This is a genomic window from Clostridiales bacterium FE2011, from assembly GCA_017569305.1.
GTDB lineage: Bacteria > Bacillota > Clostridia > Christensenellales > Aristaeellaceae > Aristaeella.
The window spans coordinates 1,227,903-1,254,344 of record CP069418.1 but is presented as its reverse complement, the minus strand read 5'-3'; the positions used below and the strand labels follow the sequence as shown (position 1 = coordinate 1,254,344).

Below are 26,442 nucleotides of genomic sequence, written 5' to 3'. Positions count from 1 at the left end.
GGATAACCATGAGAGCTGCCGTGATCGGGATCGGATCCAATTCGGTAAGGAGTCTTCTGGTGGATGTTGCCGGGACGGGATTTAAACGCCTCCGGCGGGATCGCGAGGGGACGCGCTTGTTTGCCGGTCTGGACGAGGCAGGCAACCTGAACCGTGAAAGCATGGAGAAAACCGTGGCTGCGGTCCGGCGAATGGCATCCGATGCGGCACAGCTGGGAGCAGAAAAGCTGGCAATCTTTGCGACCAGCGCCGCCCGGGACGCGGCAAACGGCGCCGAGTTCATGGCGACAGTGGAGCGGGAAACCGGCATTCCGCTCAGGATTATCAGCGGGGAGGAAGAAGCGGAACTGAGTTTTCTGGGCGCCTCGGCAGCGGTAAAAGCAGAACGCTGCGGGATGATTGACATCGGCGGAGGAAGCACGGAGATTGCGATTGGCACACCGGCGGGAATTGAGAGTGCGTTTTCCTGCCGGATGGGTGCGGTGAGGCTTTTCCGGCGGCTTCGCCTGGACCGGAAAGAGGATATGAAACCGGTAGAGGTGGCCGCGGCGGAGATCCTGGATGAGAAGCTCCGGGAGTATCCCGGACTGGCACTGCCGGAAACCTGGGTCGGTACCGGCGGGACGTTTACCACACTGGCAGCAATGGCGCTCGGTCAGCCCTGGACAAACCGGACAAACGTACAGGGGACAGTGATCACCTGCGAAAAGATCCGGGAAATCGGCGAAAAACTCGCCGGGATGAATGTGGAAGAACGGAAACAGCTGCCGGGACTTCAGCCCAGCCGTGCGGACATTGTGGTTCACGGAATCTGCATTCTGCTGGGGGTCATGGGCCGGCTTGGTATGGACCGGATCACGGTCAGCGAATGGGGAAACCTGGACGGGTATATCACAAAGAATTACTGCTGTAATTGTTTGGGAAATGCATAATGCATAATGATTTAGTGTGACAAAGCTCTGTGATGGAGAAGGCAATTCTCAAAATGTGTTACGGACAATGCATTTTGATTGATATAGATTATTATACTGATTTGGGAGAGAAATATGCTCGAACTGAAGAACATCTCCTTCCAGGTAGATGCGGAAGGAAAGGATAAAGAGATTATCCGGAATATCAGCCTGACAATTCCGGATCGGAAACTGGTTGTGGTAACAGGACCGAACGGGGGCGGAAAATCCACGCTGGCAAAACTGATTGCCGGTATTGAAAAGCCCACCGGCGGCCGTATTTTTTTCAACGGTGAAGACATTACAGAACTGGGTGTGACGGAACGGGCACAGAAGGGCATTGCTTACGCGTTCCAGCAGCCGGTGCGGTTCAAGGGGATCCGGGTGCTGGACCTGATCCGTATCGCGGCCGGAAAAACGCTCTCGATCTCTGACGCCTGCGAATACCTGTCCGCTGTGGGTATGTGCGCCCGGGATTATGTGGACCGGGAAGTGAACGCCAGCCTCTCCGGCGGCGAACTGAAGCGGATCGAGATTGCCACCGTGCTTGCACGGAAGGCAGTGCTGTCCGTGTTTGACGAGCCGGAAGCCGGTATCGACCTGTGGAGCTTCCGGAACCTGACCGAAGTGTTCCAGCAGATGCGGGAAGATATCCATGACAGCTCCATCCTGATTATTTCCCACCAGGAACGGATTCTGGAGATCGCGGATGAAATCATCGTGCTGAAGGACGGACGGGTGGAGAAGCAGGGAACCCGGAGCGAGGTTTATCCGAACCTGATGATTAACGAAAAGGCGGCCGTGTGCGAGGGCCCGTTTAAAATGCCTGCAAAGGAGGGAACGGAATGCTGAAGCTGGATGAGATTCAGAAGCGGCTGCTGCGCGAAGTGGCAGACCTGCACGGAGTACCGGAAGGCGCCTACAACATCCGTTCCAACAGCGCCTCTGCGGGAAGGCAGTCCACGGCCAATATTGAAATTGTACCCAAGGAAGAAGTCAGCGGCCTGGAGATCCGGATCAAGCCCGGAACAAAAAACGAAAGCGTCCATATTCCCGTCGTGATGACCCAGAGCGGACTGAAGGAAGTTGTGTATAACGATTTCTTCATCGGCGAAGGTGCGGACGTTGTGATCATTGCCGGCTGCGGCATTGACAACTGCGGCAACCAGGATTCCCAGCATGATGGTATTCACCGCTTCTACGTAGGGAAGAACGCCAGGATCAGGTATGTTGAAAAGCACTATGGATCCGGTACGGGAAGCGGCAAACGCATCCTGAACCCCGGCACGGAAGTATATATGGAAGAAGGCAGCTATGCCGAAATGGAAATGGTGCAGATCAAGGGCGTGGATGACACGGAACGCACCACCACGGCAGAACTGGCAGCCGGCGCGAAGCTGGTGGTTCGGGAACGCCTGATGACCCATGGGAACCAGCGGGCGATCAGCAACTATGTGGTGAACCTGAACGGCGAAGGCTCCAGTGCGGACGTGGTTTCCCGCTCGGTGGCCCGGGATCACTCCTTCCAGAAGTTTGACGCGAAGATTGCCGGAAACGCCGCCTGCCATGGACATACGGAATGCGACTCCATCATCATGGATGAAGGACGGATCCTGGCAGTGCCTGCACTGGAAGCAAACAATGTGGACGCGGAGCTGGTGCATGAGGCAGCCATCGGCAAGATTGCCGGTGAACAGCTGATCAAGCTGATGAGCCTGGGACTGACAGCGGCGGAGGCAGAAGAACAAATCATCAATGGATTCTTACAGTAAGGAGAATCCTGGAGAGGTAAATGAAATGTTTTCCTTCGGAAAACGTGTAATATTGAGCCTGAAGGCTCAATGTGAAATATCCCGCTGCGCGGGATGTGAAATATTCGGCTTCGCCGAATGTGACAGATAGTTTTCCGTTTGAATTGTGAGTATGAAAAAGCCAGCGGAGCGAATGCTCCGCTGGCTTTGGTTTGTTAAATTGATCAGGCCTGTGTTTTGGTGCCGATGAAGCACAGGGCGATGGTGCCGGGGCCGGCATGGGCGCCGATAACCGGGCCGACATTCTCGATCATCACATTGGCGCCGGGGAGCTTCTGCTCTACCAGGGCTTTGGTGCGCTGGGCGTCTTCGATGCAATCGGCGTTCAGGACGATGATGGGGCTTTCTTCCGGATCGGGAGCATACTCCAGCATCTTGTCCACGATGAAGGCGATGGCTTTCTTGTGGCCGCGGATCTTATCGCTGGCGGCGAGGGTGCCATCCACCGCTTCGGAAATGATGGGCTTGAGATCCAGCATGGTGCCGACGGTGGCAGCAGTGGCGGAGATACGTCCGCCGCGCTTGAGGTACTTCAGGTCATCAACGATGAAGTAAGCCTGGGCGCGGAGCTTGTTCTCCTCCAGCCAGCCGGCGACTTCCTCAATGGATTTGCCGGCGCGGTACAGCTCATGGGCTTTCAGGACCAGCAGGGTCATGGGACCGGAAATCCGCAGGGTATCCACCACAATGAACTTCCGCTCCGGATACTCTTCCAGCAGCTTTTCACGGGCACTGTAAACGGCCTGCAGGGTGCAGCTGAGCTTGCTGGAGAAGGCGACAAAGAGCAGATCCTTGCCTTCTTTGAGGATCGGCTCGAAATAATCCATGTAGGACGCTTCATTCAGCGCGGAGGTGACAGGAACAGCACCGTTGCGCATAGCGGTGAAATAGCTCTTGTGATCGAGCATCTGACCGAGGTCATCGAAGAATTCCCTTCCATCCAGGGCGTAGGGCATGTAAACGACGGGAATATCATACTGCTGTTTCAGGTGAAACGGCAGGTCACTGTCGCTGTCGGTCATAAAAACGTAGTTCTGTTCCATAGCGGTTCCTCCTTCGGGACATATAGTATAAAAGAATAAATTATCAACATTGCCATTTTATAGCAGAGAGGAGGAAAAAGCAAGACCGGCGCGGCCGTACAACATAAGGAAAACAGCCGGGCAAATGCCCGGCTGTAAAAGGTTTCAGGGGAAAGAATTATTCCGCGTGAACGGATACGATACGACCCTGGCCGTAGGGCTGGTCATAACCTTCGCCAACCACACCGCCCAGAGTCTGGGTGATATAGTCGATCAGGACCTGGTTGTCCAGCTTGACGGACTCCTGCAGGACCTTGCAGCCATTGAACATGGTGTAGCCGTCGCCGTTGTTCAGCAGCTGATAGTCATGGGAGGCCAGGGTGTAGGTCTTTTCGGGATCCAGCGGTTCTCCACCGACCAGGACGTTGCGGACGCGGCGTTCCTTGGTGTCGTCGATGCCGGCGAACATCTTGCTTTCATCCTGAATGACAGGAGATTCGATTTCGGAATCATACTCGAAGGTGATACCGGAAACCTGATCAAAGCCGCCGAACTCGCCGGGCAGGGAATGCACGGACCATTCCAGGGCGTCCAGCACCTGCTGGCCGGTCACTTCGATAACGGTCAGGCTGTTGCCGAAGGGATGCACGCTCAGGATGTTGTTCAGGGTCAGATCACCGGCATTCAGCTGTACGCGGATGCCGCCGCCGTTAACGAAAGCGATATCCGTGTTGCCGCCCTGGTCGCGGTAAGCATCGGCACACAGGTCACCCAGGTTGGTTTCGGCCCGGCGGATGATACGGACGGGCTTGCCTTCATCGGTGGTAGCTTCGGGATCGTTGATGTACAGATCCACAGCGGTCTTGGCGACCACTTCCTGCAGCTTCGCGTTCAGCACATCGGAAGCAGCGGCAACAGCTTCGCTGCCGGCGTTATTCAGGGCCAGCAGTTTCGGAGCGGCAATGGAGGAATCCCAACCGAAGAGCTGGGAGGAGATGGTGCCGTCCTTGGCAATGGTCAGCGCACCGATGTTGGCCAGCTTGGTGCCGCAGGCGGAGCGGACCACGTCAGCGCCGTCCTTGTTCTTTTCAACGGTCTGCTCTGTGTCATGGCTGTGGCCGTCGAGCCAGGCATCAATACCCGTGGTGTTGGCAATGACGTCGCTGTACATCCAGGGAGAGCACTCAGCTTCATTGCCCAGGTGAGCCAGAACGACAACATAGTTTGCACCTTCAGCGCGGGCATCATCGACAGACTTCTGCACGGCGGCGTAAAGGGCTTCGCCGGTGTCGTCCTGCAGGAAACCGTAAATGAATTCACCCTGGTCATTCATAAAGTAACGGGGCGTGGAGGAACGCAGGGTCATGGGAGTACATACGCCCACGAATGCGATTTTCACACCGTCGAATTCCTTGATGACGTAGGGCTGGAAGACCAGTTCGCCTTCCTTGTTGAAGTTGCAGCTGAGGTAGGGGAAATTAGCCTTTTTTGTCAGCTCCAGGAAGCGGTCCATGCCGTAATCGAACTCATGGTTGCCGGGAACGGCGAGATCGTAGCCGACAGCATTCATGATATCGATGATGCCCTCACCGGTGGTCATGGTACCGATGGGTTCACCCTGGATGGCGTCGCCGTCATCCACCAGCATGACATAGTTGTCAGCGGACAGGCTTTCCTTCACCGCGTAAAGGCCGGCATAACCCCAGCCCTGATCAATGCCGCAGTGCACGTCACTGGTGAACAGGATAACCAGGTTCTTTTCCAGCGCCGGGGCAGCAGCTTCTTCCGCAAAAGCGGCGCAGCAGCCCAGGAGCAGGCAAAAAGTCAACAGAAGAGCAAGCAGTTTTTTCATAGCATTTCCTCCTTCGGGTAATGGATATATATGTAAATTTTCCCTGAGGCAAGTATAGCAGAGCGGGGAGGGAAATTCAATCCGAAAGGGGACAAATCTGTCAAATTTGTACGGGACCGTCTATATATATAGGAAAGAAAAGTTTCGAAAAAAGCTTCCTTTTTGGGGCGAAAAGTGGTATAATAAATTGATTTGGAATGCTTGATTTTTCAATACGTTGAGGGACTTTGCGCACAGCCGGAAAAGCCCCCGAAAATGACTGATATTCCAAAGCACGCGAAAGAGAGAAAAATGAGGTGCACCATGGCAGAAGAAAAAGATCTTGAAATGGAACAGGTAACCGCTGTGACCGCCGATTACGGAGAGGAACAGATCCAGGTCCTGGAAGGCCTGGAAGCTGTCCGTAAGCGGCCTGGTATGTATATCGGTTCAACGGACGCCCGGGGTCTGCATCACCTGGTTTATGAAATTGTGGACAACTCCGTGGACGAAGCGCTGGCCGGCTACTGCAAACAGATTAACGTAACACTGAATGCTGACGGCTCCGTGACCGTTATGGACGACGGCCGCGGCTTCCCCGTGGGCCTGCATCCGAAGATGGGACGTCCCGCAGTTGAAGTCTGCCTGACCGTGCTGCATGCCGGCGGCAAGTTCGGCGGCGGAGGATACAAGGTATCCGGCGGCCTGCACGGCGTGGGCGCCAGCGTGGTTAACGCGCTGAGCAAACACTTTACCGTTACGGTCTACCAGAACGGCCAGATTTACCAGCAGGAATATGCCCGGGGCAAATACCTGTATGACCTGAAAGTGATCGGCACAACAGACCGCACCGGCACCACCATCCAGTTCTGGCCGGACGTCCGCACCGAAGAGAACCCGGAAGGTATCTTCGAGACCGGGGATTTCGAATACGATACCCTGCGGAACCGTCTGCGGGAAATGGCGTTCCTGAACAAGGGCGTCCGCATCATCTTCCGGGATGAACGGCCCGAGCAGCCCAAGGAGAATGACTTCTGCTTCGAGGGCGGTCTGCGGGAATTTGTCAAGTTCCTGAACCAGCACAAGCAGGTGCTCTTCCCTGAACCCATCTACACCGAGGGCATCAAGGACGGCATCCTGGTGGAAATGGCCATGCAGTATAATGACTCCTACGCGGAGAACGTTTATACCTTTGCCAACAACATTGCCACCCCGGACGGCGGTACCCACCTGCAGGGCTTCAACACCGCAGTGACCCGCGCCATTAACGACTACGGCCGGCGGTACAAGATCCTGAAGGACAATGAGCCGAACCTGAAGGGCGAGGACGTACGTGAGAGCCTGACGGCAATCGTCTCCATCAAGATGGAGGATCCCCAGTTCGAAAGCCAGACCAAGTCCAAGCTTGGTTCCGGCCAGGTCCGCGGCGTGGTGGACAGCCTGGTGAGCGAGGAACTGACCACCTACCTGGAAGAGAATCCCACGGTGGCAAAAGCCATCGTTACCCGCTGCGTGGACGCCCAGCGTGCCCGTGAAGCGGCCCGGAAAGCCAGAGAGGCCACCCGGCGCAAGACCGTGCTGGAAAGTGCCTCCCTGCCCGGCAAACTGGCAGACTGCTCTGAACGGGATCCCGCCAAGTGCGAGATCTTCATGGTGGAGGGTGACTCCGCAGGCGGCAGCGCCAAGGGCGGCCGCGACAGCAAGACGCAGGCAATCCTGCCCCTGCGCGGCAAGATCCTGAACGTGGAAAAGGTCCGGCTGGACCGGGCCCTGGAGAACGCGGAAATCCGCGCGATGATCACGGCCTTCGGCTGCGGCTTCGGTGATCAGTTTGACGAGAGCAAACTGCGGTATCACCGGATCGTATGTATGACGGATGCTGACGTGGACGGAGCCCATATCCGGATCCTGCTGCTGACGTTCTTCTACCGCTTTATGCGGCCGCTGGTTGAAAAGGGATATGTTTATGCCGCCATGCCGCCGCTGTACAAGGTGACCAAGGGCAAGACCTCCCGCTATGTGTATGACGACGATGAACTGAACCGCGTGCTGGATGAAATCGGCCGGGATCCGAAGCCGGATATCCAGCGGTACAAAGGTCTGGGTGAAATGAGCGCCCAGCAGCTGTGGGATACCACGATGAATCCGGAAACCCGCATGATGATGCAGATTACACCGGAAGACGCCATGGAAGCCGACCGGCTGTTCACACTGCTGATGGGTGATGATGTGGAGCCCAGAAAGCTTTTCATACAGGAAAACAGCGACCTGGTTAAGGATCTGGACGTTTAATCCAAATTCAGAATTAAGAATTCAGAATTCAAAATTAATACTTCAACAGCGAAAAAAACCATCATGGAATGCACTTGATTTATGAATATATGAGGATTGTGAAATGATTCAAGACAAGCTGATTCCCGTCAATCTGGAACAGGAAATGAAAAAGAGCTTCATCGCCTACGCCATGGCGGTGATTGTGGACCGGGCGCTCCCGGATGTCCGGGACGGTCTGAAGCCGGTCCATCGCCGGATCCTGTACGACATGTCCGAAGAACTGGGCATGACGCCGGACAAGCCGACCCGTAAGAGCGCCCGCGTGGTTGGCGACGTTCTGGGTAAATTCCACCCCCACGGAGACTCCTCCGTGTACGACGCCATGGTCCGCCTGGCCCAGCCCTTCAACATCCGCTATCCGCTGATTGAAGGCCAGGGTAACTTCGGTTCCGTCGACGGTGACGGCGCCGCGGCTATGCGTTATACGGAAGCCCGCCTGCAGAAGCTGACCATGCACCTGCTGGACGGTATCGATAAGGACACCGTGGACTTCTATCCCAACTTTGACGAAACCCTGCAGCAGCCCTCTGTTCTGCCGGCCCGGTTCCCGAACCTGCTGGTGAACGGTTCCAGCGGTATTGCCGTCGGTATGGCGACAAACATCCCGCCGCACAACCTCACCGAGGTGATCAACGGCGTTATCTGCATGATCGACAATCCGGAATGCACGATTGACGACCTGATGCAGCACATCAAGGGACCTGATTTCCCAACGGGCGGCCTGATCATGGGTCGCAGCGGCATCCGGGCAGCCTATCATACCGGCCACGGCCGGATTACCGTCCGGGCCAAGACCAACGTGGAGGAAATGGGAGGCAACCGCAGCCGCATCATCGTGACTGAGATTCCCTACCAGGTGAACAAGTCCGTCCTGGTCAAGAAGATTGCGGACCTGGTGCACGAGAAGAAGATCGAAGGCATCAGCGACATCCGGGATGAGTCCAACGACCGCCAGGGTATGCGCATCGTGATTGAACTGAAGCGGGACGTTCAGCCCCAGGTGGTGCTGAACATGCTGTACAAGCATACCCCCATGCAGGAAAACTTCGGTGCGAACATGCTGGCGCTGGTGGATGGCAAGCCCCAGGTGCTGAACCTGCGGGAGATGATCTACTACTACCTGGAGCACCAGAAGGACGTAGTAACCCGCCGGACCAGATTTGAACTGAACAAGGCGCAGAACCGCGCGCACATCTTGGAAGGCCTGCTGAAGGCTCTGGATCATATCGACGAGATCGTCGCAATTATCCGGGCCAGCAAGGATACCAACACCGCCAGGGACGCCCTGATGATGCGCTTCGAGTTCAGCGAAAAGCAGGCCCAGGCCATTCTGGACATGCGCCTGGCCCGCCTGACCGGCCTGGAACGGGAACGCCTGCAGGAGGAATACGAGGAACTGGAAAGAACCATCGAACGGCTGACCGCGATCCTGGGTGACGAACACCTGCTGATGGACGTGATCAAGACCGAAATCAGCGAAATCCGGGACAAGTTCGGTGATGAACGCCGCAGCGAGCTGACCATCGCTGAGGACGACATTGATATTGAAGACCTGATCCAGGAAGAAAACATGGTGGTTACCCTGACCCATGAAGGGTATGTGAAGCGTGTTTCCTCCTCTGTGTACCGTGCGCAGCACCGCGGCGGACGCGGCGTCTCCGGCATGAACGTGAAGGAAACCGACTACACGACCCAGATGTTCGTGGTCAGCACACACCAGGAGATCATGTTCTTCACGAACATGGGCCGGGTGTACAGCCTGAAGTGCTACCAGATTCCGGAAGCCGGACGCCAGGCACGCGGCACGGCAATTATCAACCTGCTGCACATTGTGAGCGGGGAGAAGGTTTCCACCATGCTGCCCATGCCGAAGGAGACCGAGGAAGAGCACAACCTGGTGATGGCAACCCGGAACGGTATGATCAAGAAGACCGCCCTGGAAGAGTTCCGCAACCTGCGCAAGAACGGCCTGATCGCTATTGCGCTGCGGGAGGGTGATGAGCTGATCGGCGTCCGGCTGAGCAACGGTGACGATGAGATGCTGGTTTCCACCCGCAAGGGTAAGTGCATCCGCTTCAACGAGCGGCACGTGCGCAATGTGGGCCGCAACTCCATCGGCGTGCGCTCCATGAGGATCGCGGAAGGCGATGAAGTGATCGACATCGCAGCGGTTGAACCGGAAACGACCGTGCTGGCAATTACCACAAAGGGTTACGGCAAGCGGACCGATCCGGAAGAATACCGTGAGCAGGGCCGCGGCGGTATGGGCGTAAAGGCCATGCAGCTGACCGACAAGACCGGCGACCTGGCTGCCCTGATGTTTGTCCACGAGGACGAGGATATCCTGCTGATTACCGACGACGGCACCATTATCCGTGCAAGGGCTGCTGACGTCCGCCTGTGCGGCCGTTCCACCCAGGGTGTCCGGATCATGAGGCTGGCTGAAGGCAGCACCGTGGTCGGCGTCTGCCGCGCGGAGAAGGAAGAGGAAGCCACGGAAGAAGAAGCACTCGTTGAAGGCGCTGAAGTGACGGAAACGGCTGAAGCCGCGGAAGCCGCTGAAAAGCCTGAAACGGAAGGAACCGTGGAAAGCGCTCCGGAAGAGAATCCGCAGGAATAATAAGAGATAAAGAAATCTCCGGCTTTCGACAGTGAAAGCCGGAGGTTTCTTCTTATAACAATCGGATTTGTTATGGTGAGAGGCAGGGAACCGTTCCCTGCCTTTTTTCAGAAATAGAAGATATCTTCAAATTTCTTATCCAGGGCGACGCACAGGATCAACGCCAGCTTTGCTGTCGGGCAGAACTGGCCGGTTTCGATGGAACTGATGGTGTTGCGGGAAACGCCGACCAGTTCAGCCAGACCGGCCTGGGAGAGGCCTTTTTCCGTGCGGATTTCCTTGAGCTTGTTTTTCAGGATCAGCTGCTCGTTCATAAACGGCCTCCTTATTTTGTCAGCTGGATGATCCAGCCGGCCAGGCAAGCCAGGGCACCCAGCCCGTAGAGGATTGTGAAAATCAGCTCGTGCTTTTTATGCAGCTTCATGTACTTATAACCGAAGACAGCAGCAGACCCAGCAAGAATAGAAAAGCAGATATCGTAGCTCATGATTCCCTTTGTGATGGCGGTGATTACCATCGCGGCGGACAGCAGCAGGATGATGACGACCCAGCCAACCTGCATGCTGTTTTTTGATATTTCCAGGTTGACCATATCCATACCACGGTTTTCAAGTTTGCTCTTTGCAAGAATCTCTTCTTTATTCATCAGTGAAGACCTCCTTTGATTTGCCAAGTATACTTGGCACGATGTAAGCATATCACTGCCAAGTATACTTGTCAAGCTTTTGGAAAAAGTTTTTCATAATGATCTTATACCTGTCCAAACGACGGTTTCTCCGGCGGAGGGTTATTGTGAAATCTGATCAATTCTTAAGGTTCATTTTAAGTTTGTCCGATATAGTGCTTTACGGAACCAAGGCACGTTTATGGAAAGGATGACCGAGAAATGACAGAAATACTCGAAAAAAGTACGGCAGCGGAAAATGAAGAAGTGAAGGCTGCCGCTGAGAAGCCGGAAGGAAAAAAGAAAAAGAAAAGCCGGAAAAAGAAGATAATAAAGCGGCTGATCTGGCTGGTGATTATCCTTCTGGTGCTGGGTGTGGCACTCTGGTCTGTGATCAGCAAGCTGCAGTCAGAATACAGAATCACTTACGATCCGTATACTGCCACCACCGGCAGTATCTCCAATTCGCTGTCCTTTACCGGCAGCATGCAGCTGATCAACAGCGCGAACTATACGTCTTCCGAAGACACCAAGGTCCGTGAGATCTATGTGGCTGAGGGAGACAAAGTCAGCGAGGGAGACAAGCTGATGCGCCTGTACGGCGGGGAAACGATTGAGGCGGAATTTGACGGAACCGTCAGCTCCATCGACGTGGCGAAGGGCGATGAAGTGAAATCCGGCGACAGCCTGCTGACGGTGGCGGATTTTGACCACATGAAGGTTTCCGTCCGCATTGGTGAAAGCAACATCGGCCAGGTGGCCAAGGGACAGAGCTGCCGTGTGGCGGTTTCCTCTGCCGGCGCGACTTTCGACGCCGCGATTGATAAGATCGATTATGTGTCCTATACCGGCAACAACGTGGCCTATTACACAGGCACGGTGAACGTGGACACATCGACAGCCGACAATATCTGGCCGGGTATGCAGGCAACCGTTACCGTACCGCTGGAAGAGGCGGAAAACGTAACCGTGCTGAAGATGGACGCGCTGAGCACCGCACGGAATAACACTGCCTATGTTTATAAGGAAAACGAGAATGGCGAGATGGAAGAAGTGACGGTAACCGTCGGCGTGAGCAACGGCAACTATGTGGAAATCAAAGACGGCGTAACAGCCGGCGAAACCGTGTATAAGATCGCTGAGAAGGAAGAAGAAGCCACCGGCCTGGCGGCCCTGTTCTCCGGCATATTCACCAACCGGCAGGTGAATCGTCCCAACCGGAACCGGAACAGCCAGGACGGTACCAATGAATTTGACTTCAGCAACATGCCGGATATGAGCAACTTCCCAGGCGGCGGAAGTGGATTACCCGGCGGAGGCAGTGACGGAAGCGGCGGCGGGAGCGGATTCCCGGGCGGCGGATCACGGGGGAACTGACGATGGCAGAAGAAGTATTCTTCCGGATGCGGGAGATTGACAAGATCTATCCGCTGGAAGGAGAGAACGTCCACGCACTGAAGAAGGTGTCCCTGACAGTGGAAGAGGGAGACTATCTGTCCGTGCTGGGCCCCTCCGGCAGCGGAAAGACCACATTGATGAATATTATCGGCTGCCTGGATACCCCCACTTCCGGCGAGTATATCCTGCGGGGCAGGGAAGTGGAGGATATGGACGAACAGGAACTGGCTGAACTGAGGAACCGGGAGATCGGTTTTATCTTCCAGAATTCCCAGCTGCTGCCGAGACTGACAGCCCGTAAGAATGTGGAACTGCCCCTGATTTATGCCGGTATCCGGCCGAAAGAACGTCGGGAACGGGCAGAAGCTATGCTGGAACGCGTTGGGCTGAAAGACCGGATGGATCACCTGCCCAGCCAGCTTTCCGGCGGCCAGCAGCAGCGCGTGGCTATCGCCCGGGCAATGGTAGGCAATCCCTCCATTCTGCTGGCGGACGAACCCACCGGCGCCCTGGACCAGAAGACCGGCGCCCAGATAATGCAGCTGTTCCGGGAACTGAACGAGGAGAATCGTACGGTCATTATGATTACCCACGACCTTAAGATTGCCTCCAACGCCCGACGGGTAGTGCACATTATAGATGGTGAAATTACGGAAGGAGGTCTGCAGGATGCTTAAATCCTTCCGAAAACGAATGGTAATGATCCGGGAAAGCATTGTAATGGCGCTGGATAATATCCGGAGCAACAAGGTGCGTTCCTTCCTGACCCTGCTGGGTATCATGATCGGCGTTATGGCGGTTATTACGCTGATTTCCACGGTATCCGGCGTATCCGGTACCATTTCCTCTTCCTTCTCGAGCATGGGCGTCGGTACCCTGACGGTGAGCGTATCGGGCAGCGACCTGAAGAGCGGCATGACGCCGGAAGACCTGCAGGTGATTACGGACCTGGAGAATGTGGACGGTGTGGTGCCGAGCATCAGCCTGAACGGCCGGGTCTCCTACGGGAATGACGTGCAGACCGGTATTTCCGTTTCCGGCCGGAACGCATATTACTTCATCCTGAATGAGGAGATGATCATCCAGGGACGAAGCCTGAACTTTATTGACGACGACAACAGCAGCTATGTCTGCGAGATCAGCCAGGAGATTGTGGATGAATTCTTCCTGGGCGTGAATCCCATCGGTGAAACCCTGTATGTCTCAGGACTGCCATTCACGATTGTGGGACGGTATGAAGAAGACAGCGGCGGAGGCGTCGCTTCCATCTTCAGCGGTTCGCCGGCGGTCATGATTCCTTACACCACGGCCATGAAGGTGAATAACTCCACCGATATCAACTCCTTCACCGTATACCTGAAGGAAGGAGCAGATTCAACCGAGGCAAAGCAGGAAATTGAAGACGCCATGGACGTGCTGTTCGACTTTGAAGAAGATTGCTTCACGGTTTCCTCCATGGAAAGCATTGAAGAAACCATGAACACGATGACCACGATGCTGAGTTCGTTGCTGGCAGGTATTGCCTCCATCGCACTGCTGGTGGGCGGTATCGGCATCATGAACATGATGCTGACCACCGTGACGGAACGGACGGGCGAGATCGGCCTGAAGAAGGCGCTGGGCGCCGTACCGGGCCAGATCCAGATGCAGTTCTTGCTGGAAAGCTTCCTGCTTTCGATGATCGGAGGCCTGCTGGGAGTTGTATTCGGCCTGGCACTATCCTTCGGGTTGTGCCGGATGCTGGGTACGAGTTTCGTGCTGAACGTCGGCGCCATTATCCTGGGCGTGGGCTTCTCCGCAGCGGTCGGTATCATCTTCGGCTGGGCGCCGGCCAGAAAAGCCAGCCGGCTGAATCCCATTGACGCGCTGCGCGCGGTATAAAAACAATTCAGAATTAAGAATTCAGAATTCAGAATTATTTGTGAATACATAACAGACATGGAGGAAGTCAAACAATGAAGATTATGAGACGATTTGCGGCTGTTCTTTTTGCACTGATGCTTGTGGCAGGCGCTGCCTGTGCAGATACCCTGACCCTGAACGGAACGGTGGAAGCCGGCCTGACCATACCGGTTTATGCCCCTATCGGCGGCACGGTGGATGAAGTTTGCGTGGAAAAGGGAATGCATGTTTCAGCAGGCGATATCCTGTTCAGTTACCGGACAGAAAAGACCTATGCCTCCGGGGACGGCGTTGTGACGGGCGTATTCGCCAAGGCCGGAGACGATGCTGAGATCGTGACGGAGCAGTATGGCGCGGATCTGTATATTGAAGGCACCACTATTTACTCTGTCAGCGCCAGCACTTCCAAAGCCTACAGCTCCGCGGAGACGACCATTGTGCACACGGGTGAAACAGTGTATCTGCTCTGCCGGACGGACGCGAAGCGCTATGGCACGGGCATCATTACCACGGTGGATGGCACCAGCTATACCGTGCATGTGACGGAAGGCAACTTCATCATCGGCGACTCGATTACCGTGTTCCGTGACAGCGCCTATACGGAAAAACAAAGGCTGGGCCGCGGCTCGGTTTCCCGGGCAAATCCGACGGCTGTGACCGGGACCGGCGCGGTGGTCAGCGTGGCTGTGCAGGACGGAGACGAGGTGAAACGCGGCGATCTGCTGATGGAAACCCTGAGCGGCACCTTTGAAGGCTATGAAATGACCGGCACGTCTGTGACGGCGGAGGAAGAAGGCGTCATTGTCTCCACTTCCGCGGATGCCGGAACCACTGTTACCAAGGGAGACATTGTGGTGCAGATTGCCCCGGTCAGCGGCATGCGGGTGGAAGCGGCCATTACGGCGGACGACCGGCAGGCGCTGAAGGCCGGCGACAAAGTGATTATCGAACTGGAATCGGACGAGAGCATCTCCTATGAAGGTACTGTCCGGTATATTACCGAAATGCCTGAAGAAGATACGGAAGAGACCACCTACAAGGCTGTGATCGACTTCAAGCCGGATGAGAACGTGTACTTCGGCATGCCTGTGGTGGTAACCACACCCGAAGCAGTGCAGGAATAAGCAAGACTGTATTTCTTCTGCATCTGAAAAAGCTTTTCTTGCCAGACACGGGGACTGGTGATAGAATACCCGTGAATTCAATCACTGCGCAATACGCGCGGAAAGGGCAGACCATGCGGCAGGCTTACGGGTACTATTACTATTACTTTACCTTTACGAAGACAGTCTGAGGTAAGGTAATTTTGCCGCGCAGGTTTTCCCATGAGGGTAAACATCAGGGCTCGCAGAATTACTGCGGGCCCTGTTTCATTGAGGAAGGAGCAGAAGAAAAATGATTATCGCACTGAAGAAGGATATCCGGCAGGAAGAAAAAGAGCACCTGATTTCCTGGCTGGAAAGCTATGGCGTACGGACCCATGTTTCCGAGGGTGAATACCAGACAGTGATCGGCCTGGTGGGCGATACCACCCGGATCGATACGGACCTGATCAGCGGACTGGACATTGTCCAGAGCGTAACCCGGATTTCCGAACCCTTCAAGAAGGCTAACCGGAAGTTCCATCCGGACGACACAGTGGTCCGGGTGACGGATCAGGTGGCTTTTGGCGGCGGCAACTTCCAGATTATTGCCGGCCCCTGCTCCGTGGAAACTGAAGACCAGGTGGAAACCATCGCCAAGGCGGTGAAGGAGAGCGGAGCGGGTATGCTCCGGGGCGGCGCTTTCAAGCCCCGTACTTCTCCCTATGATTTCCAGGGCCTTCACGGGGAAGGTATCCGGATCCTGCTGGAGGTTAAAAAGCGGACCGGTATGCCGATCATCACCGAGATCATGGACATCGGTCATCTGCCCCTGTTTGAGCAGGTGGACGTGATCCAGGTCGGCGCCCGGAACATGCAGAACTTTGAACTGCTGAAGGAGCTGGGCCGGATCAGGAAGCCTGTGCTCCTCAAGCGCGGCCTGGCGAACAACATCAAGGAGCTGCTGATGAGCGCCGAGTACATCATGGCTGGCGGCAACGAGCAGATCATCCTCTGTGAGCGCGGCGTCCGGACCTTCGAAACCTATACCCGGAACACGCTGGACCTGTCTGCGGTGGCGGTGCTGCATGAACTGAGCCACCTGCCGGTGGTGGTGGACCCGAGCCACGCGACCGGTGCGGCACGGTACGTGAAACCTATGGCCATGGCCGCAGCGGCCTGCGGCGCGGACGGCCTGATGATCGAAGTGCATAATGACCCGAAGCATGCCCTGTGCGACGGTCCCCAGAGCCTGACGCCGGAACAGTTTGACGACGTAGCAAAAGCGGTCATGAAGATCCGCAAAGCACTGGTATAAGCTGGCACCGGAGGAAGAAAGAGATGGAGAGCAAAACAATCGGCGTGGTCGGCCTGGGCCTGATGGGTGCTTCCCTGTGCAAAGCACTGTGCGCACAGGGACACAGGATCCTGGGCAGGGACACGGACGAGCATGTGCAGAAATACGCCCTTCTGACAGAAACCATCCAGGGCGAACTGACAGAAGACAATATCCCGGAATGCGATTACCTGTTCCTGGCAACGTATCCGGGCGCGGCGGTGGAAACGCTGGAGCAGCTGGCGCCGAAGATCCGCAAGGATACGGTGGTAAGCGATCTGTGCGGTGTGAAGAAGGCAGTATGCGAGCCTTGCTTTGCCCTGGCGGAGGAATACGGCTTCACCTTTATCGGCGGTCACCCGATGGCCGGTAAACAGTTCTCCGGCATCAAATACGCGGACGGAAACCTGTTCCAGAACGCGACCATGATCCTGGTGCCCCGGAAGCAGGAGGATCTGTTCCTGGTCAGCCGGCTGAGCGAGCTGCTGCGGGAAACGGGCTTCAAGTCCGTAACCGTGACCACAGCGGAGAAGCATGACGAAATGATCGCCTTTACCTCCCAGCTGGCCCATGTGGTTTCAAACGCCTATATCAAATCTCCCACAGCGGCAGAGCACCTGTCCTTCTCAGCGGGCAGCTACCGGGATCTGACCCGGGTGGCCAAACTGAACGAAACCATGTGGACTGAGCTCTTCCTGGACAATGCGGAGCATCTGGGCTTTGAACTGGACTGCCTGATCAAATCCCTGCAGGAGTACCGCGACGCCATCGCTGCCGGAGACGCGGAGACACTGAAAAAGCTCCTGAAGGACGGCCGCGAGCGCAAGGAAGCGATTGACACGGAGTGGAAGGATAAGAAATAACCGATCCCGGAAAGGATGATTGAAATGACCATCGAAGAACTGAGAGCGGAAATTGACCGGATCGACAGCGATATTATCCGGCTGTACGGAGAACGGCTGGAAACAGCGAGCCAGATCGGCCGCTACAAGCAGGAACATCACCTGCCGGTGTCAGATCCTGCCCGGGAACGGGATGTGCTGAACAAGGTGGGCGCGGAAGCCGGGGAAAAGAATGAGAACGGCGTCCGGGCCCTGTTCGGTTTCCTGATGGCCCAGAGCCGGACCAACCAGCTGCTGGAAGGCCGGGAAATGAGCGAACTGGGCCAGCTGATCCGCAAAAGCCTGAAGGAGACACCGGAACTGTTTCCCGAAAAGGCAACGGTGGCCTGCCAGGGCGTTGAAGGCGCCTATTCCCAGCAGGCCTGCGAGAAGATCTTCCGGTCTCCTTCCATCATGTACTGCAAGACCTTCGAGAACGTTTTTTCCGCCATTGAAAAGGGCTTGTGCGACTACGGCATCCTGCCGATTGAAAACAGCCTGGCCGGATCCGTGAACAGCGTGTATGACCAGCTGATCAGCCGGAAGTGCTATATTGTGCGCTCTGCCCGGGTAAAGATTGATCATACGCTGCTGGTGAAGCCCGGCACGAAACTGGAGGATATCCGGGAAGTCTGGTCCCATGAGCAGGCGATCCAGCAGTGCTCCAGGCTCCTGACAGAAAACAAGCAGTGGCGGGTGAACATCAGCACCAATACCGCTGCGGCAGCCCAGATGGTGGCGGAGAGCGACCGGAAGGATGTGGCTGCTATTTCCTCCGCACACTGCGCGCCGCTGTACGGCCTGGAGATCCTGAAAACCGATATCCAGAACAACAGCAACAACCATACCCGGTTCATCTGCATCTCCCGGAAACCGGAGATCTATCCCGGCGCGGATCATACCAGCCTGATGCTGGCACTGCCCAACAAGCCCGGTGCGCTGTATCAGCTGCTCGGACGGTTCTATGCTGAGGGGATCAACCTGTCCAAACTGGAGAGCCGTCCTGTGCCGGGAAGGGATTTCGAATTCATGTTCTGCTTCGACATTGACGCATCCGTTTATTCCCCGTCCTTTGCCCGGCTGATTGAAGAACTGGACGTGACGCTGGAGCAATGCGCGTATCTGGGAAGCTACTCTGAACTGGCGTAAGCTCAACGCGTTTTACGCGTTGAGAATGAATACTGAAACTGAAAACTTAAAAATGGCGGAGGAAACAGCTTTCAGATCTGAAAGCTGTTTCTTTGATTTTCAAATGAAATAAAAAGACCCTTTCGCGAAAAGTGTTGTTTGTGTATACTGATACAAAAGGAGCGTGTTCGAATGAAGATGAAAGATTTCGGGTTTTACCGGGGCGTAAACCTGGGCGGCTGGTTCTCCCAGTGCGACTATTCCAAAGAACGCCTGGATCATTTTATCACCGAAAAGGATATGGACGTGATTGCCGGATGGGGACTGGACCACGTCCGGATTCCCATGGACTATAACGTGCTGGAAACGGCGGAGGGCGGCCTGAGCGAGGAAGGCTTCGGCCGGATTGCGAAGGCGGTTGAATGGTGCCTGAAGCGGAACCTCAAGGTTGTGCTGGATCTGCACAAGACGGCCGGCTATTCCTTTGACGCGGCCCATCAGGAAAGCGGCTTCTTCGGCAGCCTGCCGTACCAGGAACGGTTCTACAAGCTGTGGGAAGGACTGGCGGCCCGCTTCAATGATCCGGAAAACATCGCCTTTGAACTGCTGAATGAGGTGACAGACGCTTCCGTGATCGGCGAGTGGAACCGGATTGCGGCGGAATGCATCCGCCGGATCCGGAAAATTGCCCCCACCAGCCTGATCCTGGTCGGCAGCTACTGGAACAACAGCCCGGACGCGGTGAAGGATCTGGACCTGCCGGCGGATAACCGGGTAATCTATAACTTCCACTGCTATGATCCGCTGGATTTCACTCATCAGGGAGCGACCTGGATTCCGGATCCGGCCTTCGATATCAACAGGCGGGTGGCTTTTGAGGAAGCGGATATCACCCCGGAATACTTTGAAAAGCAGTTCGCTTCCGCCATTGAGACGGCAGAAGCCCGCGGGACGGCCCTGTACTGCGGCGAGTATGGCGTGATTGACCGGACTACACCGGAAGATACTGTCAAGTGGTTTAAAACCATCAACGCCGTGTTTGAAAAGTACGGAATCGCCCGCAGCGCCTGGTCCTACCGTGAGATGGACTTCGGCCTGAGCGACGCGCGGATGGACGGCGTCCGGAATGAATTGATCAAATACTTGTAAGAAGCATAAAGAAGCCCTTCGGGAACTGTTTCCCGAAGGGCGTTTTTTCATATATCAGAACCGGATGATGTTGATGCCGATCTCCTCGTCCCGTTCCCGGCTGACCTCTCCATCCAGCACCCGGACGAACATCTCACAGGTGGCACCGACGATGAGCCCGATGACGTGTCCGGCGTGTACTTTGTTATCCTGCCCGGCCAGGGTTACGTGCAGGTGCGGATAAACTTCTCCGTTCATCCTTGTGACGCTGCCCTGGAGGCCGGCAATTTCCATCAGGCCTTCCAGATCTTCCCGGTGATAGGCTTGTTCTTCCAGATTATATACACCGATAACCGCCTGACGAACGGCGCCGATGGCATCCACCTGTGCCAGGCGGATATTCTCATTCCTGCAAAGGGATTTCAGCTCCTCAACGATTTCCTCTCCAACGTCCATCCGGACAAGATAAGTGTTTCCGAATCTCCTGTAGTCCATTCGTTTCCTCCTGATGTACAGTTTTTGTGAAAGCACACCGCTTATTCTACGTATAAGATTCGGCTTTTCTTCCCCGTTTTCCTATGCGGAGGCAAGAAAAAACCGCGGCGGTGGCCGCGGTGATCAGATTGCTTTATATCTTTACTTGACCTGCCAGGAATACAGCTTCATGACCCCGTCTGTGATCAGGTACAGGTCATGGACTCCTTCCGCCTGGATCGGCGCGCGGAAGGCGGCGGGTTTTACGTCGCCCGGAAGCTCGATACGCACCTGGGAAATCACAGGACCTTCCGGATCATCCAGCACGGCATAGAGGGTGCAGTCGGTAGGTGCCATGGCGGTGACCACAAGGGAAGAAGCGCCGGTTCCAAAGTCCACTCCGGAAACCTGAAGCCAGCTGCCCGTTTCGCCGTTGATCCAGGACTGGCCGTTGGCACCCTCTGCATTGATGCCTGCCTGGTGGGACATGGTGGAGGCGGAGACAATGCGGAAGGGGTTGAGCGGCTTCAGCTGGTCCGGCCCCTTCATGGTGCCCTTTACCTGCTGCGGCAGGCCGTCCTCACCGAAGAAGATCCGGTCCGCCTGCGGGCTGCGGTAATTGCCGGTGACGCCCATGGCTTTTTCCACGGGGCGGTTGTGGTAGAACAGGTACCATTCACCGTTCAGGCTGGCGATTGAATGATGGTTGTTGCCATACATACCGAAAAAGTGACCTTCATTGGGGAACAGCTCACCCATATAGGTGTAGGGTCCCATGGGATTATCTGAGATCATATACTGGATGGCACCGTCGGTCAGCTTCAGGCTGTTGCCTTTGGTCTGGAAATTGGAGCAGTAGGTATAGAAATACTTATCCCCGATTTTGTTGATGCCGGAGTCTTCGAAGAGCCACGGCACATCCAGGCGGACGGGATCGCCGGCCAGGCTGATCATGTCTTCACCCAGACGGACGATACGCGCAGTACCGGGGGCGGCCCATTTTCCTTCCGGCACACCGCCGCCAAAGGCAAGATAGCCGGTGCCGTCATCGTCCACCATAACGGCGGGATCGAAGAGCCAGGTGACATCGGCACAGTTTTTAACGCCGCGGGTGATCAGCAGGCTGCCCCGCTCGTCCCGCCAGGGACCGACGGGACTGTCGGCGGACAGTACGCCGATGCCGTTGCCGCCATTGCAGAAATACAGGAAGAACTTTTCATGGCCGTCAATGGTTTTGTGTGCGGCACAGGGAGCCCAGGAGTTGTTGGCCCACTTGGCGACGCCGCCGGGACCGGCTACCCGGATCCGGCCATGATCGGTCCAGTTGACCATGTCATCTGAGGAGATGCAGTTAATGCTCCGAATCTGGCTGTATGAATTTTCCTTTACGTTTCCCTTTTTATCATATTCCAGGATATCGTCGGTCATGTATACATACAGCCGGCCGTCATATTCCATTACACCGGGATCGGCACCGAAACGCTGGGTGTACAGCGGGTTGTTTTCTCCGGCTTTTTTATAGGATTTCTGCAGGGTGACAGGTACGGTGTTCATCTTCAGGTTTTCTCCTTTGGCACAGGTAAAGAGCATCAGGACAGACAAGAGAACAGCCGCCCGGCGAACCGGAGATTTCCGGCCGCGGGCGGCATTAATCACGGAGAACATTACTTTTCGTAAGGACGGATTGTATCGATGGTGCCGTCCTCGTGAATGGTCAGCTCAGTGAACTTGACGCAGCGGCGGTGGTTGATGCCGTTGGACAGCTCACAGTCATGATAGAACAGGTACCATTTTCCCTGATACTCCACGATGGAGTGATGCGTGGTCCAGCCAAGCACAGGCTCCATGATTCTTCCCTTATAGGTGAAGGGTCCGTCCGGGCGATCACCTTCAGCGTATACCAGGTAGTGGGTGGTACCGGTGGAGTAGGAGAGATAGTACTTTCCGTTAAACTTATGCATCCAGGGACCTTCGAAATAGCGGCGGTCCTCATCACCGGCGGTGAGGGGTTTGCCGTTCTCGTCCAGGATCTGCAGCTGCTTCGGCTGGCCTTTATAGTGCTTCATGTCAGCATCCAGTTCACCGAAGATCGGTCCGAGGGCGGGTTCATCGCCTTCCGGACGGTGTGCATCGGGATCAAAGCTGCCGCTCTGCCACATTTCCAGCTGGCCGCCCCACAGGCCGCCGTTGTACATATAGGCGCGTCCGTCATCATCTACGAGAACGGCCGGGTCGATGCTGTAGCTGCCGGGCATATAGTCATCTTCAGGAGTGAAGGGACCGGCGGGGTCATCGGAAACCGCAACGCCGATGCGGAAGATACCGTCCTTGTCGCGTGCCGGGAAGTAGAGGTAATACTTTCCGTCCTTGTACGCGGCATCGGGAGCCCACATCTGCTTGCTGACCCAGGGGACATCCTTCATGTGCAGGGCACAACCGTTGTCCACACAGGGCGCATCCACACTGTCCATGGACAGGATGTGGTAGTCTTCCATGCGGTACTCATCGCCATCGTCATTGTCCTCGCCGTCGTGGGGAATGTCATGGGAGGGGTATACGTAGATTTTGCCATTGAAGACGTGGGCGGAAGGATCCGCGGTAAAGATATGGGAGACCAGAGGCTTGCGCTGTTCACTCATGAAGAAGCACTCCTTTTTGGATTGTTGCGGTTATTATATAACAAAGCCCCTGGAAAAGAAAGTAGTACGGACAATTTAGTGCGTAAAATGGACAGGCTGTATTCAGTTGAAACAAAAGGAGAAACATGAGATAATGAGTCGATTTTTCAGACAGAACGGAGTGCCTTTATGCTGAATCAGTTTTCCCGGACACAATTGCTGCTTGGACCGGAGGCCATGGAGCACCTCGCGCAATGCCGCGTGGCGGTGTTTGGCGTCGGCGGCGTCGGCGGCTATACGGTGGAGGCGCTGGCCCGTTCCGGTATCGGCGCCCTGGATCTGATTGATGATGACAAAGTTTGCCTGACTAACCTGAACCGCCAGATTTATGCCACCCGCAGCACAGTGGGGAAGTATAAAGTGGACGTGGCGGAGGAACGGATTAAAGATATTAACCCGGACTGCAAGGTTACAACATACAAAACCTTCTACCTGCCGGAGACGCAGGACCAGTTTGATTTCACCCAATATGACTATGTAGTGGATGCCATTGATACAGTGAAGGGCAAGCTGGCGCTGGTGGAACAGGCAAATGCGGCAGGCACACCTATTATCTGTGCCATGGGTGCCGGCAACAAACTGGATCCCACCGCATTCAAAGTGGCGGATATCTATAAGACTTCCGTATGTCCCCTGGCACGGGTGATGCGTACGGAATGCCGGAAGAGACGCATCAAGCACCTGAAGGTTGTCTATTCCACAGAAAAACCGGTCAGGCCGCTGGAGGATCCGTCGATCAGCTGCCGGAAACACTGTATCTGTCCTCCGGGTACCCGGAAGTGCACAGTGCGCAGGGATATTCCGGGATCGACGGCATTTGTTCCGGCAACCGCAGGACTGATTATTGCCGGCGAAGTGATCAAAGATCTTTGCAAAGAATATACGACCTCAAACGAGGAAAACTGACCAGCTGACAATCAAAAGTTACATTAAACAGGCCGTTCGAAAATAATCGAACGGCCTGTTCATTATTGTATAAATGAATTGTATTTATTTTGTATGCATAAGTTACATGAATAATAGTTACATATGCAAAGTAACAAATAGGAACGGACAATTTGCAGCAAAAAACCGTAGAACGCTTTATTTTACTAAAGAAACAAAGAATTGCAACAAAACAAAATGGCAAATTTCGCGCAAGAAAAATGCAAAATTTTGCATTATATAACCAAAATGTAACTATTCATATGTTAATATACGGCTGAAAGATGAAGTTGGTGTCAAAATGCCTCAATTGGAAAAACCTCTCCATCTGACAGAAACAGTTAGCAAGATCCTTTGAAAAATAAGGATTTCACCAAACGACAGACCGATATAGATCCACACAGTGGACGATGAAAACACGGTTGCAAACGAATTCAGGAGGAGAAACGTAATGAAGAAAATTATTTCCATTCTGTTGGCTGTTATCCTGCTGGCTGGAACAATGCCGATGGTGATGGCTGAAGAAATCGAAAATGCTGAAGCTCCGGTGGAGGTTGCAGAAACTCCTGCTGAAGCTCCCGCTGAAGTTCCGGCGGAAGCTCCTGCTGAAGTGCCTGCTGAACCCGCTGCGGAACCTGTTGAAGTTCCCGCTGAGCCCGCTGAAACTCCGGCTGAGGCTCCTGTTGAAGCGCCTGCAGAACCTGCTGCTGAGCCCGCTGAAGTTCCTGCTGAACCCGCTGAAGCTCCGGCCGATGCTCCTGTTGAAGCGCCTGCAGAACCCGCCGCAGCTCCCGCTGAAGTTCCTGCTGAGCCCGCTGAAGCACCGGCAGAGGAGCCTGCTGCCCAGGTTTCCTTCACCGGCAGCCTGTCTGTCAACATTCCGATGCCCGTAGCGACCGGTGCAGAAGCTTCCCTGAGAGCTGTTGTTTCCAATGCCAATATGGGTTATTCCATCTGGTGGGAAATCCAGGACGTGGAAAAGAAATGGCAGAGGATTGAAGGAGCGACCGGAGAGATTTACAAGTTCACTGTAAATAAAACTTCCGGAAGTTATCCGATTCGCTGCGCCCTGCGGGCGGAAGACGGCACAGTGCTGTACAGCTCCGCTCCGGTTAAGGTAAAGGAACAGGAAGCTGCTCCCGCTACCGAACCTGAAACTACCAATGAAGAACCTCTGGCGGGCGTTGCTCCCGCTGAAGAGCCCGAAGCTCCCACCGAAGAACCCGAAGCTCCCGCCGAAGAACCCGAAGCTCCTGCCGAAGAGCCTGAAGCTCCCGCTGAAGAGCCCGAAGCTCCCGCCGAAGAACCCGAAGCTCCTGCCGAAGAGCCTGAAGCTCCCGCTGAAGAGCCTGAAGCTCCCGCTGAAGAGCCCGAAGCTCCCGCCGAAGAACCCGAAGCTCCTGCCGAAGAGCCTGAAGCTCCCGCTGAAGAGCCCGAAGCTCCCGCCGAAGAACCCGAAGCTCCTGCTGAAGAGTCCGAAGTTCCTGCTGAGGAGCCCGAAGCTCCCGCCGAGGAGCCCGAAGCTCCTGCCGAAGAGCCCGAAGCTCCTGCTGAAGAGCCTGAAGCTCCCGCCGAGGAGTCCGAAGCTCCCGCCGAGGAGCCCGAAGCTCCCGCTGAGGAAACTGAAGAACCCGCTGAAGAAGCGGATGTGATTGATACGGTTCCTGCTGAAGAAGAGGAAGAAACCATCAATCTGGAAGAAATTGAAGATTATGAAACGCCCAAGGGACTCGATGAAGAGAAGCCCGCTGCGGTTTATGCGTACGAAAAGGATGAAGACGGCAACCTGATCCTGGATGAAAACGGAAATCCGATCGTCACAGTGGTTGAAGGCGATGAAATCCCCGTTACCTACTTGCGGAATGAGGATGGAGAGCTTATACTTGATGAAAAGGGAGATCCGATTCCCACCCAGACCGTTCCTACGGATGCAGTCGTCAGCAACACACTGATTGATGCACTGAATCCCGACCGTACAATTGATATTTATTATTCCTGGAATAATGAAACACCCGCGATCGGCGGAGAAGTAACCTTCATTGCCGTGCTGATCGGTTATGACAATCTTGAATATACCATCCAGTGGCAGCAGAGCAAAAACAATGCGGACTGGCTGGATGTGCCCGGTTCCAACGAAACACGTCATTCTGAGATCGTTACAAGAGACAACTACAAAGACTTCTGGCGCGTACAGGTGACCATCACCGACGTAATCGAGTAATCCAGCAAAGTTAAGCAAAACCCAAGCCGCTCCGGACGAAGTCCGATGCGGCTTAACC

22 protein-coding genes are annotated in these 26,442 nt (G+C 55.2%); 15 read left to right on the top strand and 7 right to left on the bottom strand.

The features are described from left to right. The first annotated feature begins 8 nt into the window (after positions 1 to 8). The 3 genes from JRC49_05910 (at position 9) to JRC49_05900 (ending at position 2,722) form a co-directional block, all read left to right on the top strand. Positions 9 to 932, top strand: coding sequence for a Ppx/GppA family phosphatase (locus JRC49_05910; protein ID QTE72347.1), 924 nt, complete (start codon positions 9 to 11; stop codon positions 930 to 932). A 114-nt stretch (positions 933 to 1,046) separates the two neighbouring features. Continuing rightward, the gene (locus JRC49_05905) at positions 1,047 to 1,802 is read left to right on the top strand and encodes an ATP-binding cassette domain-containing protein (GenBank protein ID QTE72346.1); all 756 of its coding nucleotides are present in this window, start codon (positions 1,047 to 1,049) and stop codon (positions 1,800 to 1,802) included. After that, positions 1,796 to 2,722 (top strand): SufD family Fe-S cluster assembly protein, encoded by a 927-nt coding sequence (locus tag JRC49_05900; protein QTE72345.1) that lies wholly within the window; start codon positions 1,796 to 1,798, stop codon positions 2,720 to 2,722. Before JRC49_05905 ends, JRC49_05900 begins: the two co-directional genes overlap by 7 nt. A gap of 203 nt (positions 2,723 to 2,925) precedes the next feature. On the opposite strand, the gene JRC49_05895 is transcribed toward JRC49_05900, so the two are convergent. Next, entirely contained in the window at positions 2,926 to 3,804 is an 879-nt protein-coding gene (locus JRC49_05895; protein QTE72344.1) for a DegV family protein, read from the bottom strand. 157 nt (positions 3,805 to 3,961) lie between these two features. Beyond that, the gene (locus tag JRC49_05890; protein QTE72343.1) at positions 3,962 to 5,635 is read right to left on the bottom strand and encodes a bifunctional metallophosphatase/5'-nucleotidase; all 1,674 of its coding nucleotides are present in this window, start codon (positions 5,633 to 5,635) and stop codon (positions 3,962 to 3,964) included. 327 nt (positions 5,636 to 5,962) lie between these two features. Here JRC49_05890 and gyrB point away from each other — a divergent pair, with 327 nt between their 5' ends. Together gyrB and gyrA are read left to right on the top strand one after the other, a co-directional pair. Continuing rightward, a complete protein-coding gene (gene gyrB / locus JRC49_05885) occupies positions 5,963 to 7,906 on the top strand; it encodes a DNA topoisomerase (ATP-hydrolyzing) subunit B (GenBank protein ID QTE72809.1) in 1,944 nt (647 codons plus the stop codon). A gap of 103 nt (positions 7,907 to 8,009) precedes the next feature. Further along, the gene (gyrA, locus tag JRC49_05880; GenBank protein ID QTE72342.1) at positions 8,010 to 10,568 is read left to right on the top strand and encodes a DNA gyrase subunit A; all 2,559 of its coding nucleotides are present in this window, start codon (positions 8,010 to 8,012) and stop codon (positions 10,566 to 10,568) included. A 107-nt stretch (positions 10,569 to 10,675) separates the two neighbouring features. Here gyrA and JRC49_05875 read toward each other — a convergent pair whose 3' ends face one another. Next, positions 10,676 to 10,882, bottom strand: coding sequence for a helix-turn-helix transcriptional regulator (locus JRC49_05875; protein ID QTE72341.1), 207 nt, complete (start codon positions 10,880 to 10,882; stop codon positions 10,676 to 10,678). Positions 10,883 to 10,893: 11 nt separating this feature from the next. Further along, positions 10,894 to 11,214 carry a hypothetical protein gene (locus JRC49_05870; GenBank protein ID QTE72340.1) on the bottom strand — a complete coding sequence of 107 codons (321 nt, stop codon included), beginning with the start codon at positions 11,212 to 11,214 and terminating at the stop codon, positions 10,894 to 10,896. A 240-nt stretch (positions 11,215 to 11,454) separates the two neighbouring features. Between JRC49_05870 and JRC49_05865 the strand changes: the two genes are divergently transcribed. The 8 genes from JRC49_05865 (at position 11,455) to JRC49_05830 (ending at position 20,108) form a co-directional block, all read left to right on the top strand. Further along, positions 11,455 to 12,609 carry an HlyD family efflux transporter periplasmic adaptor subunit gene (locus JRC49_05865; GenBank protein QTE72339.1) on the top strand — a complete coding sequence of 385 codons (1,155 nt, stop codon included), beginning with the start codon at positions 11,455 to 11,457 and terminating at the stop codon, positions 12,607 to 12,609. Between the two features lie 2 nt (positions 12,610 to 12,611). After that, the gene (locus JRC49_05860; protein QTE72338.1) at positions 12,612 to 13,307 is read left to right on the top strand and encodes an ABC transporter ATP-binding protein; all 696 of its coding nucleotides are present in this window, start codon (positions 12,612 to 12,614) and stop codon (positions 13,305 to 13,307) included. A 16-nt stretch (positions 13,308 to 13,323) separates the two neighbouring features. Beyond that, the gene (locus JRC49_05855; protein QTE72808.1) at positions 13,324 to 14,511 is read left to right on the top strand and encodes an ABC transporter permease; all 1,188 of its coding nucleotides are present in this window, start codon (positions 13,324 to 13,326) and stop codon (positions 14,509 to 14,511) included. Between the two features lie 83 nt (positions 14,512 to 14,594). Then, positions 14,595 to 15,656 carry an HlyD family efflux transporter periplasmic adaptor subunit gene (locus tag JRC49_05850; protein ID QTE72337.1) on the top strand — a complete coding sequence of 354 codons (1,062 nt, stop codon included), beginning with the start codon at positions 14,595 to 14,597 and terminating at the stop codon, positions 15,654 to 15,656. A gap of 271 nt (positions 15,657 to 15,927) precedes the next feature. After that, positions 15,928 to 16,932, top strand: a complete 1,005-nt coding sequence (gene aroF, locus JRC49_05845; GenBank protein QTE72336.1) for a 3-deoxy-7-phosphoheptulonate synthase — start codon at positions 15,928 to 15,930, stop codon at positions 16,930 to 16,932. A gap of 23 nt (positions 16,933 to 16,955) precedes the next feature. Beyond that, positions 16,956 to 17,813, top strand: coding sequence for a prephenate dehydrogenase (locus JRC49_05840; protein ID QTE72335.1), 858 nt, complete (start codon positions 16,956 to 16,958; stop codon positions 17,811 to 17,813). Between the two features lie 24 nt (positions 17,814 to 17,837). Continuing rightward, on the top strand, positions 17,838 to 18,980 hold the full coding sequence (gene pheA / locus JRC49_05835) for a prephenate dehydratase (GenBank protein ID QTE72807.1): 1,143 nt from the start codon (positions 17,838 to 17,840) through the stop codon (positions 18,978 to 18,980). A 177-nt stretch (positions 18,981 to 19,157) separates the two neighbouring features. Next, positions 19,158 to 20,108 carry a glycoside hydrolase family 5 protein gene (locus tag JRC49_05830; protein QTE72806.1) on the top strand — a complete coding sequence of 317 codons (951 nt, stop codon included), beginning with the start codon at positions 19,158 to 19,160 and terminating at the stop codon, positions 20,106 to 20,108. Positions 20,109 to 20,162: 54 nt separating this feature from the next. On the opposite strand, the gene JRC49_05825 is transcribed toward JRC49_05830, so the two are convergent. The 3 genes from JRC49_05825 to JRC49_05815 all read right to left on the bottom strand — a co-directional run bounded on the left by JRC49_05825 (position 20,163) and on the right by JRC49_05815 (position 23,200). Continuing rightward, on the bottom strand, positions 20,163 to 20,582 hold the full coding sequence (locus tag JRC49_05825) for a DNA-binding protein (GenBank protein QTE72334.1): 420 nt from the start codon (positions 20,580 to 20,582) through the stop codon (positions 20,163 to 20,165). Positions 20,583 to 20,723: 141 nt separating this feature from the next. Continuing rightward, a complete protein-coding gene (locus JRC49_05820) occupies positions 20,724 to 22,226 on the bottom strand; it encodes a family 43 glycosylhydrolase (protein ID QTE72333.1) in 1,503 nt (500 codons plus the stop codon). Beyond that, on the bottom strand, positions 22,226 to 23,200 hold the full coding sequence (locus JRC49_05815) for a glycoside hydrolase family 43 protein (GenBank protein QTE72332.1): 975 nt from the start codon (positions 23,198 to 23,200) through the stop codon (positions 22,226 to 22,228). The genes JRC49_05820 and JRC49_05815 overlap by 1 nt, the downstream gene beginning before the upstream one ends. Before the next feature lie 168 nt (positions 23,201 to 23,368). On the opposite strand from JRC49_05815, the gene JRC49_05810 reads away from it, so the two are divergent. Next, entirely contained in the window at positions 23,369 to 24,145 is a 777-nt protein-coding gene (locus JRC49_05810) for a tRNA threonylcarbamoyladenosine dehydratase (protein ID QTE72331.1), read from the top strand. Between the two features lie 469 nt (positions 24,146 to 24,614). After that, a complete protein-coding gene (locus JRC49_05805) occupies positions 24,615 to 26,384 on the top strand; it encodes a hypothetical protein (protein ID QTE72330.1) in 1,770 nt (589 codons plus the stop codon). The last annotated feature ends 58 nt before the right edge of the window (positions 26,385 to 26,442 follow it).